This window comes from Streptacidiphilus sp. PB12-B1b (assembly GCF_014084125.1).
In the GTDB taxonomy this organism is placed as follows: Bacteria; Actinomycetota; Actinomycetes; order Streptomycetales; family Streptomycetaceae; genus Streptacidiphilus.
Window position 1 is genome coordinate 4,537,616 of record NZ_CP048405.1, and the last position, 15,065, is coordinate 4,552,680.

14 protein-coding genes are annotated in these 15,065 nt (G+C 74.3%); 9 read left to right on the top strand and 5 right to left on the bottom strand.

Annotated features, from left to right (window positions below; genetic code table 11):
* Positions 1 to 28: 28 nt before the first annotated feature.
* A complete protein-coding gene (locus GXW83_RS20070; protein ID WP_225447121.1) occupies positions 29 to 787 on the bottom strand; it encodes a VOC family protein in 759 nt (252 codons plus the stop codon).
* Positions 788 to 1,100: 313 nt separating this feature from the next.
* Here GXW83_RS20070 and GXW83_RS20075 point away from each other — a divergent pair, with 313 nt between their 5' ends.
* Together GXW83_RS20075 and GXW83_RS20080 are read left to right on the top strand one after the other, a co-directional pair.
* Positions 1,101 to 1,793 carry a bifunctional 4-hydroxy-2-oxoglutarate aldolase/2-dehydro-3-deoxy-phosphogluconate aldolase gene (locus GXW83_RS20075; protein ID WP_225447122.1) on the top strand — a complete coding sequence of 231 codons (693 nt, stop codon included), beginning with the start codon at positions 1,101 to 1,103 and terminating at the stop codon, positions 1,791 to 1,793.
* A complete protein-coding gene (locus tag GXW83_RS20080; protein WP_182444405.1) occupies positions 1,790 to 2,773 on the top strand; it encodes a sugar kinase in 984 nt (327 codons plus the stop codon). Before GXW83_RS20075 ends, GXW83_RS20080 begins: the two co-directional genes overlap by 4 nt.
* Positions 2,774 to 2,813: 40 nt before the next feature.
* Here GXW83_RS20080 and GXW83_RS20085 read toward each other — a convergent pair whose 3' ends face one another.
* Both GXW83_RS20085 and GXW83_RS20090 read right to left on the bottom strand, forming a co-directional pair.
* Positions 2,814 to 3,671 carry an SAM-dependent methyltransferase gene (locus tag GXW83_RS20085; protein ID WP_182444406.1) on the bottom strand — a complete coding sequence of 286 codons (858 nt, stop codon included), beginning with the start codon at positions 3,669 to 3,671 and terminating at the stop codon, positions 2,814 to 2,816.
* A gap of 891 nt (positions 3,672 to 4,562) precedes the next feature.
* Positions 4,563 to 5,093, bottom strand: a complete 531-nt coding sequence (locus GXW83_RS20090; protein ID WP_182444407.1) for a hypothetical protein — start codon at positions 5,091 to 5,093, stop codon at positions 4,563 to 4,565.
* A gap of 189 nt (positions 5,094 to 5,282) precedes the next feature.
* Here GXW83_RS20090 and GXW83_RS20095 point away from each other — a divergent pair, with 189 nt between their 5' ends.
* From GXW83_RS20095 to GXW83_RS20110, 4 genes are all read left to right on the top strand, one after another.
* Complete coding sequence (locus GXW83_RS20095; RefSeq protein WP_182444408.1) at positions 5,283 to 5,813, top strand: GNAT family N-acetyltransferase; 531 nt, start codon at positions 5,283 to 5,285, stop codon at positions 5,811 to 5,813.
* 230 nt (positions 5,814 to 6,043) lie between these two features.
* On the top strand, positions 6,044 to 7,072 hold the full coding sequence (gene tdh / locus GXW83_RS20100; protein WP_182444409.1) for an L-threonine 3-dehydrogenase: 1,029 nt from the start codon (positions 6,044 to 6,046) through the stop codon (positions 7,070 to 7,072).
* A 64-nt stretch (positions 7,073 to 7,136) separates the two neighbouring features.
* Entirely contained in the window at positions 7,137 to 8,345 is a 1,209-nt protein-coding gene (locus tag GXW83_RS20105; RefSeq protein ID WP_182444410.1) for a glycine C-acetyltransferase, read from the top strand.
* A gap of 4 nt (positions 8,346 to 8,349) precedes the next feature.
* Positions 8,350 to 9,273: a LysR family transcriptional regulator gene (locus GXW83_RS20110; protein ID WP_182444411.1), complete on the top strand. Its 924-nt coding sequence runs from the start codon at positions 8,350 to 8,352 to the stop codon at positions 9,271 to 9,273.
* A 57-nt stretch (positions 9,274 to 9,330) separates the two neighbouring features.
* Here the strand turns inward: GXW83_RS20110 and gltX are convergent, their stop codons facing one another.
* Positions 9,331 to 10,695 carry a glutamate--tRNA ligase gene (gene gltX, locus GXW83_RS20115; protein ID WP_255431360.1) on the bottom strand — a complete coding sequence of 455 codons (1,365 nt, stop codon included), beginning with the start codon at positions 10,693 to 10,695 and terminating at the stop codon, positions 9,331 to 9,333.
* Positions 10,696 to 10,840: 145 nt separating this feature from the next.
* Here gltX and GXW83_RS20120 point away from each other — a divergent pair, with 145 nt between their 5' ends.
* Together GXW83_RS20120 and GXW83_RS20125 are read left to right on the top strand one after the other, a co-directional pair.
* On the top strand, positions 10,841 to 11,599 hold the full coding sequence (locus GXW83_RS20120) for a metalloregulator ArsR/SmtB family transcription factor (protein WP_182444413.1): 759 nt from the start codon (positions 10,841 to 10,843) through the stop codon (positions 11,597 to 11,599).
* 91 nt (positions 11,600 to 11,690) lie between these two features.
* Entirely contained in the window at positions 11,691 to 12,440 is a 750-nt protein-coding gene (locus GXW83_RS20125) for a GntR family transcriptional regulator (RefSeq protein ID WP_182444414.1), read from the top strand.
* Here GXW83_RS20125 and GXW83_RS20130 read toward each other — a convergent pair.
* Positions 12,414 to 14,102, bottom strand: a complete 1,689-nt coding sequence (locus GXW83_RS20130; RefSeq protein ID WP_182444415.1) for a phosphonate degradation HD-domain oxygenase — start codon at positions 14,100 to 14,102, stop codon at positions 12,414 to 12,416. The two genes, GXW83_RS20125 and GXW83_RS20130, sit on opposite strands and share 27 nt — an antisense overlap.
* 240 nt (positions 14,103 to 14,342) lie before the next feature.
* On the opposite strand from GXW83_RS20130, the gene GXW83_RS20135 reads away from it, so the two are divergent.
* Positions 14,343 to 15,056: a DUF1707 domain-containing protein gene (locus GXW83_RS20135; protein ID WP_225447123.1), complete on the top strand. Its 714-nt coding sequence runs from the start codon at positions 14,343 to 14,345 to the stop codon at positions 15,054 to 15,056.
* The last annotated feature ends 9 nt before the right edge of the window (positions 15,057 to 15,065 follow it).

Consider the following 15,065-nt stretch of genomic DNA (forward strand, 5'->3'; position numbering starts at 1 on the left):
GCGGCCGACCGGCCCCGGCGGCGGCACCTCAGCCGGGCAGGGTGCAGAGCGTGAGCGACGCGCCCAGGGGGTCGCGTACGGCGCACATCCTGCCGTACGGCGAGTCCATCGGCGGGCGCAGCACGGTGCCGCCCGTGGACGTCACCGCCCGGGCGGCGGCGTCGACGTCCGGCACCGCGAAGTAGGTGCCCCAGGCGGGCAGCCCGCCGTGCAGCTGCTCCTCGGAGACCTGGTTGCGGCCGCACACCGGCAGGTCGCCCCACTCGCTCTGCGCGCCGCCGGGCACCTTCCAGGCGGTGTAGTCGAACTCCCCGCCGTCCCCGATCTGCTCCTGGGCGTAGCCGAACAGGGCGTGGTAGAAGCTGTCGGCGGCGGCGCCGTCGGTGGTGTTCAGCTCGTTCCAGCAGACCGCGCCCGGCTCCCCGTAGAGCTGGGCGCCGTAGTGCCCGCCCGGCTGCCAGAGGCCGAAGGAGGCTCCGGTCGGGTCGAAGGCGAAGGCCATCCGGCCCGCTCCGGGCACGTCGTGCGGGCCCATCACCGGCTTGCCGCCGGCCTCGGGGATCCGGGCCACGACGGCGTCGACGTCCTCGGTGGCCAGGTAGACGTTCCACATCGCGGGCAGGCCCTCGCCGCCGGACGGCGGCGGCATCAGGGCGGCCACCGGCTTCCCCTGCCGCAGGCACATGGTGTAGTACCCGAAGTCGGGACCGGCGTCCTGGAACTCCCAGTCGAGCAGCGGCCCGTAGAAGTCCCGGGCGGCGGCCAGGTCGGGCGCGGTCAGATCCACCCAGCAGGGCGCTCCGTCGGGATACGAACGACGATCGGGCATAACGTACACACCTCTCCGCAGGACCGGGGCCGGGGCGCGGCGGCACGGCTCGGTGCCGCCCCGGCCCACCGTGCCCCCGGCCGGCGCCGACCGCAACCGCTGGCCGCCCGGGCTCCGCCGCCCGGCTGACCGCCGGTCAGTTCCCGCCGCTCCGGCCCCGCCGCCCGCCGCCGTACAGTGGTCTGTACCAATGGGTGGGCAGCCCGGAGCCGCGGCGGCCGGGCCGGGTAGCCTGCGGACCGGGATTCTGCGTGCAGGATGAGGAGAAACCGTGACCGACGCCCCCGAAGGCATATCCCCGGCTGCCGGGCAACCGCCCGACGTGCTCTCCCGGCTCGGCGCGGTCGGCGTGGTGCCGGTCGTGGTCCTGGACGACGCCGACAGCGCCGGGGCGCTTGCCGACGCGCTGCTGGCCGGCGGTCTCGGCTGCGCCGAACTGACCCTGCGGACCCCGGCGGCCGAGCACGCGGTGCCCGCCATGGCGGGCCGGGCCGGTCTGCTGCTGGGCGTCGGCACGGTGCTGGAGGCCGGGCAGGTGGAGCGCTGCGTGGACGCGGGTGCGCGCTTCGTCGTCTCCCCCGGCTTCGACGACGAGGTGGTCGAGCGCTGCCGGTCGCTGGGCGTCCCGGTGCTGCCGGGCACGGCCACCGCGACCGAGGTGCTGCGTGCCCGGCGGGCCGGGCTGCGGACGGTGAAGTTCTTCCCGGCCGAGACCTCCGGCGGCCTGCCGGCCCTGCGGGCCCTGGCCGCCCCCTTCCACGACATGCGGTTCCTGCCGACCGGCGGCATCTCCCCCGCCAATGCCGGGGACTACCTGCGCGATCCGGCCGTGCTCGCGGTCGGCGGCAGCTGGATGGTCCCGCGCGAGCTGGTGCGCGCCCGCCGCTGGGACGAGATCACCCGGCTGTCGGCGGCGGCCGTCCGGGCCGTGGCCGAGCTCCGCTGCGCGGCGGCGGCCCGATGAGCGCCGACGGGCTGGAGCGGACCGGGCTGCTGACCTTCGGCGAGACCATGGGCCTGGTCTCCGCGCTGGACACCGGCCCGCTGGAGTACGCCCGGGGCTTCGGCTACGGCATCGGCGGGGCCGAGAGCAATGTGGCCATCGGGGTCTCCCGGCTCGGCGCGCCCGCGGCCTGGTTCGGCCGGGTCGGCGCCGACGCCACCGGCGACCTGGTCGAACGGCGGCTGCGCGGCGAGGAGGTGCGCACCCTGGCGATCCGGGACGGCGGCTTCACCGGGATCATGGTCAAGCACCGGCGCTTCGGCACCACCCTCCAGGTGGACTACCACCGGGCGGGCAGCGCCGGTTCGCGGCTGGCCCCGGCCGACGTCCCGGCGGAGCTGGTCGGGACGGCCGCGATCCTGCACGTCACCGGCATCACCCCGGCGCTGTCCGAGTCCGCCGCGGCGGCGGTGCGGCACGCACTGCAGTTGGCGCGCGCGGGCGGGACCACGGTCTCGGTGGACGTCAACTACCGCTCCAAGCTGTGGAGTCGGACGGCGGCCGGGCCGGTGCTGCGCGAGCTGGTCTCGCTGGCCGACATCGTCTTCGCCGGGGTGGAGGAGGCAGAGCTGGTCGCCGGCTCCGGCGAGTCGGCGCCGACGGCCCGGACGGCGGCCGAACTGGCGCAGGCGCTGGCCGCGTTGGGTCCGAGCGAGGCCGTCGTCAAGGACGGTGCGCGCGGCTGCACCGCCGTTGTGGACGGCGTCCGGTACCGGCTGCCGGCGCTGCCGGTGACCGTGGTGGACCCGACCGGCGCGGGCGACGCCTTCGTGGCCGGCTACCTGGCCGAGCACCTCGGCGGCGCGACCGCCGAGCAGCGGCTGCGGACCGCGATCGCGGCCGGGGCCTTCGCCGTCACCGTCCCCGGCGACTGCGAGGGGCTGCCGCGCCGCGCCGACCTGGCGGCGCTGGCCCGGCCCGAGGAGGACATCGCCCGCTGACCCGGCCCGGCCCGCTGACCGATCGGTGCGATGCGGACGGTCAGGGACGCACCCGCCCCAGCCCGCCGAAGACCAGGAGCGTGCTGGGGGTCCGCGGCTCGGGCCCCTCCGCCCCGGGCGGCTCCTCCTCCGGGTGCCAGGCGACCACCGGAACGACGCCGGGCTCCAGCAGTTCCGTGCCGTCGAAGAAGGCCCGGATCTCCTGCTCGCCGCGCATCCGGCCGGAGCCGAGCATCTGCTGGAACGCCTCCTCCAGGGCCCGGGCCTCGGAGCTGGCGTCGCAGAAGTGGCTGAGCAGCAGACAGCTGCCGGGCGGCAGTTGCTCCAGCAGGGTCCGCACCAGCCTGCCGGGCCGGTCGGAGTCGGCGAGATGGTGCACGATGCCGAGCAGCAGCAGCCCGATCGGACGGCTCCAGTCGAGGAAGTCCTTGACCACCGGATCGCCGAGGATCACCTCGGGCTGCCGCAGGTCGCCCAGGACGGCCTCGGTGAAGGGGTTGTCGGTGAGCAGCGCCCGGGCGTGGCTGAGCACCATGGGATCGTGGTCGACGTAGACCACCCTGGCGTCCGGGATCACGCTCTGCGCCACCTGGTGCGTGTTCTGGGCGGTCGGCAGGCCCGAGCCGATGTCCAGGAACTGCCGGATGCCCAGCCGGGCCAGGTGCCGGACGCCCCTGGCCAGGAAGGCCCGGCTGAGCCGGGCGCCCTGCCCGCCGTCGGGTATCAGCTCCAGCCGCCGGGCGGCGACGGCGCGGTCCACGGCGAAGTTGTCCTTGCCTCCGAGTACGGCGTCGTAGACCCGGGCGACGCTGGGCCTGGTGGGGTCCACCCCCAGCTGTTCCCACTGCGTGGTCTGCCAACTCCCGTCCAGCCAGCCCTCGTCCTGTTCTCCCGTCACGCCCGGCCCCTCCCGTCGCGGACTCCCGTGCGGCGACGCTGACGAGCTTAGCCACATGTGCGGCCGCGCGTACCTGAGTTGACGCCGGTCACGATCCGCGGCGGGGTCGGCCCCAGGGCGGTCGGCGGCTCCGTCGGCGGCCCGGGGCAGGGCACGGCCGGGCCGCCCGCCGGGCGCGCCGGGCCAGGCCGGAGCGGGGGCAGCGGTCGCCTGCCGGGCGGTGCCCGGGGCAGGCGATGCGCGCGAGCAGGCCGACGGCGTACCCCTGCCCGGCGCGGGGCCAGGGGTGGCGGGTGCGGTGGGAGCCGCGGGCTTGGTAGGAGCGGTGGCGGAGAAGGGCGGTCCAGGAGCCTGCCCGACAGGGCGCGGGGCGAAGGAGCGGACCCACATACGCGTGGATGCTTCCTTGCCGACGCCGCCGCAGTGGGGCAGGCCCCCCGGCAGGGAGGCATCCATGGGGCAAGTATCGCAGCCCCCAGTAGCCCACCGCCATCACCCAGGCGAGTGACAGCAGCAGTTGGCACCGCATCAGCAGCTGGGCGTCCTGCGCGCCCGAGGCACCCGGTGCGCCCCAGGGGGCCGGTACGGGCGGCGGCACCCGCAGCGGCAGCGGCAGCGGTCCGGGACCGGCCAGGGCCGAGACCGCCGCCGCGACCAAGGGCGTCACCGGGCGTCCACCGGACTGCCGCCGGTCCGGACCGGCGGGTGTGGCATGGTCGTGGCCGTCTTCACGGCCTGGTCAACGGCGGTGGTCACAGCAGGTCACCGACGGCGCTGCGGGACCACCGTTTCGTGTCGGCGCTCGAAGGCCCGTGCGGGCGGAGGCCCGGCGGCGGTCACCGGCGTTCGACCGGCTCCCGGCCGCGTTCGGCCGCCGCCCGGGCCGGGCGGTCAGCCCGCGGCGAGGGCCGCGCCGCGCCCGCGACCGGCGGCGGCGGTCAGCCGGTGGCCCCGGATCCGCAGCACCAGCATCCGCGAGACCACCTCGCCGAGCGCCATCAGCACCAGCGCCGCCACCCACGCCTGGCCGCTGGTGATCGAGTGCTGGAGGCTGAAACGGTCGATGGCCGCGCCCTCGCCGTGGGTGGATTCGAAGGAGAAGGCCATCCGGAAGCCGATGCCCACCACCCACAGCACCGCGGCGACCACCCCGGCCTTGGCGAAGGGCACCCCGTCCGCGCCGAGCCGCAGCCGGGTGGCCAGCGCCGCGCCGACGCCCAGCAGCACGCCCACCGAGGCCAGCACGGTGATCAGCACCAGGTCGTTCCCGGCGGTGGGGATGGAGCGCAGGTACTGGAATGCGACGAAGCCGGTGATCGCCAGCGGCAGCACCAGATTGAGCAGGTCCAGCCTGGAACCGCGGACCTGCCGGATGACCAGCAGGACCAGGACCGCGTTGATCAGATAGTCGTAAGTGCTCATGGCCCCCAGCATCTCCGGCACCGGGCGGCGCCGGATCGGCCGCCGGATGGAGAGTCGGCGGCCGATCCCGACGGCCGGGCCCAGGCCCCCATCCCCGGCCTCCATCCCAGGGTGGAGGCGCAGGCCGGAGCGGTACCGCCAGCGGCAAACCCTTTGATCACCGGCGGCGCGGCGGGATAGGAAGGTGCCATGCTGCGAGGTCACACCGTCGGGCTGCGGGCCCGACACCCATCCGATGTACCCGTCCTGCACGACGAGCTCTACGACGACGTCGCCGCCCGCTCGCGGGCCGACAGCCGGCCCTGGCGGCCGATCTCCCCCGGCTCGGCCGCCTCCCCCTTCGCCGTCGCCGACCCCACCGACACCCTGGCGGTGTTCTCGGTGGTGACCCTGGAGGACGGCGGGCTGGTCGGCGACGCCGTGCTCTGGGGCCTGGACCAGCACAGCCGCTCCGCGCACCTGGGCGTGTCGCTGCGCCCGGCGTTCCGGGGGCGCGGCCTGAGCACCGACGTGGTCCGGGTGCTGTGCCGCTACGGCTTCGGCGTACGCGGCCTGCAGCGGCTCCAGGTGGAGACCCTCGCCGACAACGGCGCCATGCTGCGCGCCGCCGAGCGGGCCGGATTCGTCCGGGAGGGCACGCTGCGCCGGGCCGCCTGGGTGGACGGCGCCTTCCTGGACGAGGTGGTGCTCGGCCTGCTGGCCGACGAGTGGCGGCGCTGACCGCCACGCCGGGCCCGGCGGCGTGCGTCCGTCCGGGCGCGGACGGGGCCGGGCGGGTGGCGTGCCGCACCGGCCGGGCGGCGGACAGCGGGCAGACTGCAGAGATCTTGTAGCTCCGCTGGTGGCGCACTTAAGAAAGCCTCGATGGACCTGGGGCAGGTGTGACCGGCAGGGTGAAGCTGCCCACCGTGATCGCGGTGCGGCACCGTGTCACGCTCAGGAGATCCACCGTGAAGGCACTTGTGAAGGCGAAGGCAGAACCGGGCCTGTGGCTGATGGACGTGCCGGAGCCGGAGGTGGGCCCGGGCGAGGTGCTGATCAAGGTCCTGCGGACCGGCATCTGCGGCACCGACCTGCACATCCGCGCCTACGACGGCTGGGCGCAGCAGGCCGTGCGGACCCCGCTGGTGCTCGGCCACGAGTTCGTCGGCGAGGTCGTCGAGGTGGCCCCGGGCGTCGCCGACATCAACCCGGGCGACCTGGTCAGCGGCGAGGGCCACCTGGTCTGCGGCAAGTGCCGCAACTGCCTGGCCGGGCGGCGGCACCTGTGCCGCAGCACGGTGGGCCTGGGCATCGGCCGGGACGGCGCGTTCGCCGAGTACGTGACGCTTCCGGCGTCCAACGTCTGGGTGCACCGGGTGCCGGTGGACCTGGACGTCGCCGCGATCTTCGACCCCTTCGGCAACGCGGTGCACACCGCCCTGTCCTTCCCGCTGGTCGGCGAGGACGTGCTGATCACCGGGGCCGGCCCGATCGGGGTGATGGCGGCGGCGGTGGCCAAGCACGCCGGGGCGCGCCAGGTGATGATCACCGACGTCAGCCCGTACCGGCTGGAGCTGGCCGAGCGGGTCGGGGTGAGCCTGGCGCTGGACGTGCGGACGTCCACCATCGAGGAGGGCCAGCGGCGGCTCGGGCTGCGCGAGGGCTTCGACGTCGGCCTGGAGATGTCCGGCCGCCCGGAGGCCCTGCGCGACATGATCGCCAACATGACGCACGGCGGGAAGATCGCCATGCTCGGGCTGCCCTCCGAGGAGTTCTCGGTCGACTTCGCCAAGGTGGTGACCTCCATGCTGACGCTCAAGGGCATCTACGGCCGGGAGATGTTCGAGACCTGGTACTCCATGTCGGTGCTGCTGGAGGGCGGCTTGGACCTCAGCCCGGTGATCACCGGACGCCACTCGTACCGGGACTTCGACGCGGCCTTCGACGAGGCGGCCGGCGGCCGCTGCGGCAAGGTCATCCTGGACTGGACGGCCTGACCCCTCCCCTCCCCGCCCCGGCAACCCCGCGGCAGACCACGGCAACCGCAAGGAGAGCCACCCCATGTTCGACTCCGTCCGCGAGGACCTGCGCTCCACCCTCGACGAGATCCGCGCCGCCGGGCTGCACAAGCCCGAGCGGGTGATCGGCACCCCGCAGAGCGCGTCGGTCGCCGTCACCGCGGGCGGCCGCCCCGGCGAGGTGCTGAACTTCTGCGCCAACAACTACCTGGGCCTGGCCGACGATCCCGAGGTCGTCGCCGCCGCCAAGGAGTCCCTGGACCGCTGGGGCTACGGCATGGCCTCGGTCCGCTTCATCTGCGGCACCCAGGAGGTGCACAAGGAGCTGGAGGCCCGGCTGTCGGCCTTCCTCGGCATGGAGGACACCATCCTCTACAGCTCCTGCTTCGACGCCAACGGCGGGGTCTTCGAGACCCTGCTGGACGAGCGGGACGCGGTGATCTCCGACGCGCTCAACCACGCCAGCATCATCGACGGCATCCGGCTGTCCAAGGCCCGCCGCCACCGGTACGCCAACCGGGACATGGCCGACCTGGAGCAGCAGCTCAAGGAGTCCGCGGACGCCCGGCGCAGGCTGATCGTCACCGACGGCGTGTTCTCCATGGACGGTTACGTCGCCCCGCTGGAGCAGATCTGCGACCTGGCCGACCGCTACGGCGCCATGGTCATGGTGGACGACTCGCACGCGGTCGGCTTCGTCGGCCCGAGCGGGCGCGGCACGCCCGAGCTGCACGGGGTGACCGACCGGGTGGACATCATCACCGGCACGCTCGGCAAGGCCCTCGGCGGCGCGTCCGGCGGCTACGTGGCCGCCCGCGCGGAGATCGTGGCGCTGCTGCGCCAGCGGTCGCGTCCGTACCTCTTCTCCAACTCGCTGGCCCCGGTGATCGCCGCCGCCTCGCTGAAGGTGCTGGACCTGCTGGAGGACGAGACCACCGGCCGGGGCGCGGCGCTGCGGGCCCAGCTGGGCGCCAACACCGCGCAGTTCCGCAGCCGGATGGCCGAGGAGGGCTTCGAGATCCTGCCCGGCGACCACCCGATCTCGCCGGTGATGATCGGCGACGCGGAGCTGGCCGGGCGGATCGCCGAGCAGTTGCTGGAGCACGGCGTCTACGCGGTCGGCTTCTCCTACCCGGTGGTTCCGCACGGCAGGGCCCGGATCCGGGTGCAGCTGTCGGCGAGCCACTCGGCCGAGGACGTGGAGCGCGCCGTGGGCGCATTCGTCGCCGCGAGGGCCGCCCTGGCAGGATGAGCGGGTGATCGATGCCCGGAGACTGCGCACCCTGCGGGCCGTGGCGGACCACCGGACGGTGACCGCCGCGGCCGCCGCGCTGTTCCTGACCCCGTCGGCGGTGTCGCAGCAGCTGGCGGCGCTGGAGAACGAGGTCGGGCACCAGCTGCTGGTGCGCGACGGGCGCGGGATCAGGCTGACGGCCGCCGGGGAGATCCTGGTGCGGCACAGCAACGCCGTCATGGCCCAGCTGGAGCGGGCCGAGGCCGAGCTGGCCGCGTACGGCGCGGGCCAGGCGGGCGACGTCACGGTGGCGTCGTTCGCCACCGGCATCGCCACCGTGGTCGCCCCGGCCATGGCGAGCCTGGCCGCGTCGGCGCCCGGCATCCGGCTGCGGGTGCGCGACGCCGAGGGCGACGCCAGCCTGATGATGGTGGTGGACGGCCATGCCGACCTGGCGGTGGCCGTGGAGTACCGGGGCGCTCCGCACGAGGACGACCAGCGGCTGGCGCGGGTTCCGCTGTACGCCGAGCCCTTCGACGCGGTGCTGCCGCGCGGGCACCGGCTGGCGGGCAGCTCCCGGGTGAACGTCTCGGACCTCGCCGAGGAGCCCTGGATCGGTCCCTACCCGGGCAATCCCTGCCATGACGTGGTCGTCCTGGCTTGCGAGTTCGCCGGCTTCCAGCCCCGACTGGCGCACTCCTCGGACGACTTCCGGGCGGTCGCCGCGCTGGCCGGGGCGGGCGCCGGGGTGGCGCTGGTGCCGCGCTCGGCGCTGCGCGGGGTGGACCTGCCGGATGTGGTGGTGCTGCCGGTGGCGGGCGTCCCGGCGACCCGGCGGGTCTTCGCGGCGGTCCGCCGGGGCGCGGCGGAGCATCCGCTGATCCGTCCGGTGCTGGACGCGCTGCGGGCCGCCGCCGACCGCGCCCGCCCGGCGGCGCTGGCCTGACGCCACGGCGGGCCGCGGCGTCAGGCCCTCACTGCTCAGGGCTCACTGCCTCCGGGCTCACTGCTCCAGGCGGGCCAGGGCGGCGTCGATCCGGGCCAGCACGCGCTCGCGGCCCAGGGCCTCCAACGACTCGAACAGCGGCAGGCCGACGGTGCGGCCGGTGGTGGCGACCCGGATCGGCGCCTGCGCCTTGCCGAGCTTGAGGCCGTTCTTCTCGCTGACGGCCTCCAGCACCGCCTTGAGCGCGTCGGCCTGCCAGACGGCGTCCGCCAGCCCGGCCCGGGCGTCGCGCAGGATGCCGTCGGCGCCGGGCTTCATCGCCTTGGCCCAGGCGGCGTCGTCCTGCACCGGCTGGTCCAGGAAGAGGAAGTCGACGTAGGCGGTGATCTCCGAGAGCACGGTGATCCTGGTCTGCGCCAGCGGCGCGACGCCGTCGAAGACCGCCTGGTCGAAGGCGTCGGCGGCCCAGGGGGCGCGCGGCTCGGTCAGCCAGGGGGCGCAGGCGGCGGCGAAGTCGGCCGGGGCCATCGCCCGGATGTACTCGCCGTTGAACGCGGACAGCTTCTTGACGTCGAAGAAGGCGGAGGAACCGTTGACGTCCTCGATCCGGAACAACTGCTCCAGCTCGGCGTAGGGGCGGATCTCGCGGTCCTCGCCGGGGCCCCAGCCCAGCAGCATCAGGTAGTTGACCATGGCGTCGGGCAGGTAGCCCTCGGCCAGGTAGTCCTCGAGGGCGACCTTGTCCCGGCGCTTGGAGAGCTTCTGCCGCTTCTCGTTGACGATCACCGGCAGGTGCGCCCAGGTCGGCGGGGTCGAGCCGAGGGCCTCCCAGAGCAGCTGCTGCTTGGGGGTGTTGGACAGGTGCTCCTCGCCCCGGATCACCATGGTGACGCCCTCGTCGAGGTCGTCGACGACGTTGGCGATCAGGAACACCGGGGAGCCGTCGCCGCGCGCGATGACGAAGTCCTCGATCGCGGAGTTGGGGAAGGAGGGCTCGCCGCGGATCAGGTCCACCACGACCGTCGCGCCCTCGTCCGGGGTGCGGAAGCGCAGCGCCCGGCCCGCCTCGTAGGCCAGGCCGCGGTCGCGGCAGAAGCCGTCGTAGCCGAGCTGGGCGTTGCCGGTCCGCTCGGCCAGCTGCTCCCGGGTGCAGTCGCAGTAGTAGGCGTGGCCGGCGGCCAGCAGCTGCAGCCCGGCCTCCCGGTGCCGGTCGGCGTTCCGGGACTGGAAGTAGGGGCCCTCGAAGGCCGGGTCGGACTCGTTGATGCCGATGGAGGCGAGCGCGCTGATGATGCCGTCGATCCACTCCGGCTTGTTGCGCGCCGCGTCGGTGTCCTCGATGCGCAGCACGAAGGTGCCGCCGGACTGCCGTGCCACCGCCCAGTTGTAGAGGGCGGAGCGGGCTCCTCCGACGTGGAACATGCCAGTCGGGGAGGGGGCGAAGCGGACGCGGACCGGGGTAGCAGACATGGGTCGATCCTACCGATCCCCGGGAGTGCGCAGCTCACGCCCGGCCGGATCGGGAAGCCGTTGACATGTGACCAAAAGGTCACCTATCGTCGGTGGGGTGGACGCGATATTCAAGGCCCTCGCCGACCCCACGCGCCGGAGCCTGCTGGACGAGCTGTTCCAGCAGGACGGTCAGACGCTCACCGCGCTGGAGGCGCGCTTCGACATGACCCGCTTCGCGGTGATGAAGCACCTCAAGCTGCTCGAGGAGGCCGGACTGGTCGTGACCAGGCGTCAGGGCCGAGAGAAGCTGCACTTCCTGAATCCCGTGCCCATCCGGCTCGTCCACGACCGGTGGGTGAGCAAGTACGCGCTCCCCGTGGTCGCCGCGCTCAGCGACCTCAAGAGCCGATTGGAGACTCCGATGCAGAAGATCTACGAGATCTACATCCGCACCACCCCGGAGCTGCTGTGGCATGCCATCACGGACAGCGAGATCAGGAGCAAGTACACCTTCGGCGCGCGGGTGGCCTCGGAGTGGACGCCCGGCTCGCGCTACGAGATGAGCGCCCCGAACGCCCACGGGCTGCTCAGCGAGGGCGAGATCCTGGAGGCCGACCCGCCCCGGCGGCTCGTCCAGACCATGGTCGCGCTGTGGAGCGAGGACGTGAAGCGCGAGGGCACCTCCCGGATCACCTGGGAGATCGAGCAGGTCGGCGACTCCTGCCGGCTGGTGGTGACCCATGACGAGCTGCGCGAGGGCGCCAACGACGAGCTGTACGGCGGCTGGCCGATGATCCTCTCCGGCCTGAAGACCTGGCTGGAGACCGGCGAGCTGCTCACCACGCCCGGTTCGCTGATGTACAGCGGCAGCTGACCCGTCGGCCGGGGCACGGCTGCCGCTCCGGCGTCCGGTAGATTCCTGCTGGTCCCGAGCGGGATCGTGGGCGACGGGGAGTGTGCGGCCGGTGGCGGAGACAGCGCGGTACAGGCAGGTGGCCGCCGAGGTGCGCGCCGAGGCGCGCGCGGGCGCGTACGGCGCGGGCGGTCGGCTGCCCAGCGAGGAGGAGCTGGCGGCGCGCTACTCGGTCTCCCGGGGCACCGTGCGGCAGGCGCTGTCCGTGCTCCGGGCGGAGGGGGTGGTCACCTCCCGGCGGGGCACCCGGCGGGTGGTGCTGGCCGCTCCGCCGCTGCAGAGCTTCGCCGAGCTGATGAGCTTCACCCGCTGGGCCCGCTCGCTGGGCGAGTCGCCGGGCGGGCGCGTGGTCCGGCAGGAGCGCCGGGCCGCCGGCCCCGAGGAGAGCGCCCAACTGCGGCTGCCCGAGGGCTCGGAGGTGCACTGGGTGCTGCGGCTGCGGACGCTGGCCGACCGTCCGGTGATGGTCGAGCGAACCAGCTACCCGCCGTCCATCGGCGCGCTGGTGGCGGCGATGCCGCCGGACACGGTGTCGGTCAGCGAGGCCCTGGAGCACGCCGGGGTGCTGCTGGCGGACGCCGACCACACCGTGGACCTGGCCTTCGCCGACGAGGAGGACGCGGCGCTGCTGGGCTGCCCGGTGGGTACGGCGCTGCTGCGCGAGCGGCGGCGCAGCACGGATCCGGCCGGGGTGCCGGTGGAGTGGTCCGACGACCGCTACCTGCCCGGCACCGTGGCCTTCACCGTGCACAACTCGCTGGCCTCCACCGCGCTGTCACGCCACCGCACCGACTCCGAGTGAGGCCGTGCCGCCGGGGGCCAGCAGCTCCGCCAGCAGCGGGCGGAAGTGCGCGAAGCCGGGCGTGAGCGCCTGCGGGTCCTTGGCGGCCTCGTCCCAGCGCCGCAGCCGGACCGCGTCCGCGCCGTAGGGGTGGGCGGCGAACTGCTCGGCCTCGGCGGGCGTCATCGGCCCGCCCTGGACGGCCAGGGTGTGCACGGACGCCGGGGAGAGCAGCGCGAAGTAGCCCGGCTCGACCGCGCAGAGGTAGCGCTTGGCGGCGACGTGCAGCCGGACCGGTTCGGTGACGGCGGGCCCGAACCACTGGGCCAGCCAGTCCGCGCCGGTGTGGCTGTGCCGGTTGTCGGTGCCCTCCATCAGGTCGTGGCCGGTGACCTCGCCGTGGAAGTGGCCGAGGTCGTGCAGCACGGCGGCCGCCACCAGCGCCGGGGGCGCCCCCTCGGCCTGCGCCAGGGCTCCTGCCTGCAGCATGTGCTGGGCCTGGGTGACGTCCTCGCCGAAGTACTCCGCGCTGCCCTGCTCGGCGAAGAGGTCCGCGAGCTGGTCCAGCACGCCCCGGCGCAGCACGGCGGCGGTGCTGAACAGGCCGTCCAGGTCGGCGTAGCAGCCCTGGAGGTGGCGTCCGCCGCTGCTGGCGAAGGCGGTGCGGGCATGCAGCAGCCGGGTGTTGTCGAAGATCAGGCAGTCGCCGGGGGCGAGCCGGAAGTCCAGTTGCAGCTCGGGGCGGAGCAGCAGCCGGGCGAAGGCGCGGTAGGCCGTGTAGAAGGCCCGGGTGTCGTCGGCGGGCAGCCGCAGGGTGCCGATGGAGCGGTTGTTGAAGCGGATCTCGCGGATCCGCCCGCGCGGGTCGGTGCCGATCAGCGGGCGGTGGGCGGTCACTTCCGCACCGCCGCCGCTGGTGTCGGCGAAGCGGAAGGGCACCGGGATGCGGGTGAGCGTCTCGAAGGCGGCCGGGTCCTCCTCGCGCAGCAGCGCGGCGGCGGCGAAGCCGTCGACCAGCCCGGAGTCACCGCCCTCGGCGCTGTTGACCAGGCAGTGCAGCAGTTGCAGCGTGGGCACCGGGTCGCGGTAGGGGTTGTCGGTGTGCGGGGTGATCCGCTCCCCGGTGAAGGCCAGGTTGCTGGGGTTCTCCTCGATCCGGACCTCGAAGATCCGGCCGTAGTTGGTCTCCCGGACGTAGCCGAAGGTCTCGGCGACCCGGGTGACCTGCCCGTCGTCGGCGGGGACGCCGGTCAGCAGGGCGAAGCCGAGGCGTCCGACGGCGTCCAGGGTGCGCAGCCGTACGGCGGGGTCGGCGCGGTAGTCCGCCCAGGCGGCGGTGGGCAGGCTGCCGGGGGCGGTGAGGTCCGCCGCCCGCCAGAGCGTCTTGGCGTCCTCGGTGCGCTGGTCGCCGCCCCGGCCCGTGCCCTGGCCGGTGCCGGTGCTCTGCTGGACGTCGGCGGCGAGCCAGGACTCGGCGTAGCGGGAGACGTGGCCGTCGGGTGTCCAGCGGACCTCCCAGCCGGGTGCGCCGTCCACGGCGGCCGGGTTCTCGGCAGCGACGGCCAGCCCCTCCGGCAGGTCGGTGATCTGGAACAGCTTCTGCCCGTTGCGCGGGTCTCGGCAGTCGGCGCAGCCGCAGTTGTCCCGCAGCCACAGCGGCGGGAGCGAGGCGGGGTTGGGCATGGGTGGCCTCCAGGGCTCGGCACGGGATCATTGCGGCTCAAGTTGTATAGCCAACTTTACCGCTCATTGGCGACGCTCCCGCGCCCCGGCGTCACCCCGGCGACGGGAGGGCGAACGGCCGGGTACGGCCCGGCGAATTCCCGCAGTGGGCTGCGCACACCGGGGGCGACACTCGCGCTATATCGCGTTATCCTGACCGGGCTGAACCGCCTCTCGTCCCGCCGTTCCCCAGGAGTCCCCGTGCCCTCGGCGCCGTCCGCCCGCACCCCCGAGCCGCAGTCCGCGGCAGCCCCCGCAGCCGAACGCGAGCCCGCCGACCGCCCGGTGGAGCTTCCGGGGCAGCCCGGGCAGGGCGCTCCGGCGGTCCGCGTCGGTGACGCCGACCGGGACCGGGTCGCCGGAGTCCTGGCCGAGGCCCTGGCCGGGGGCTTCCTCGACCCGCAGGAGCACGCGGAGCGGCTGGAGGCGGCCTACGCCGCCCGCACCGAGGCGGCCCTGGCCCCGCTGACCGCGGACCTGCCGACCGGCCCCGGCGAACCCGGTACGACAGCTGCTACCGTGCCCGTCGGCGAGCCGATGACGGCGCTGTTCAGCAAGTTGCGCCGGGGCGGCGCCTGGCCGGTGCCGCCGCACAGTGTGGCCCGCGCCCGCTTCGGCGCGCTGGTGCTGGACCTGCGCCAGGCGGTGTTCACCCGTCACGAGGTGGTGCTGCAGGCCGACTCCTTCTGCGGCAAGATCGTGGTCATCGTGCCGCAGAACGCCCAGGTCTACGACACCGGTTCGGCCCTGTTCGGCAAGCGCAGCCTGCCCGGCGCGCGTGGGAGCGCGCCGGGCCCGGACGGAGCGGAGGGCCCGGTCATCCGGATCACCGGTCGATCCGTCCTCGGACACATCCGGGTCCACCGGGCGGGCAGCGGGCTGCACGGCCGGCTGCTGGAGTGGCTCGACCTGTAGCCCCGACAG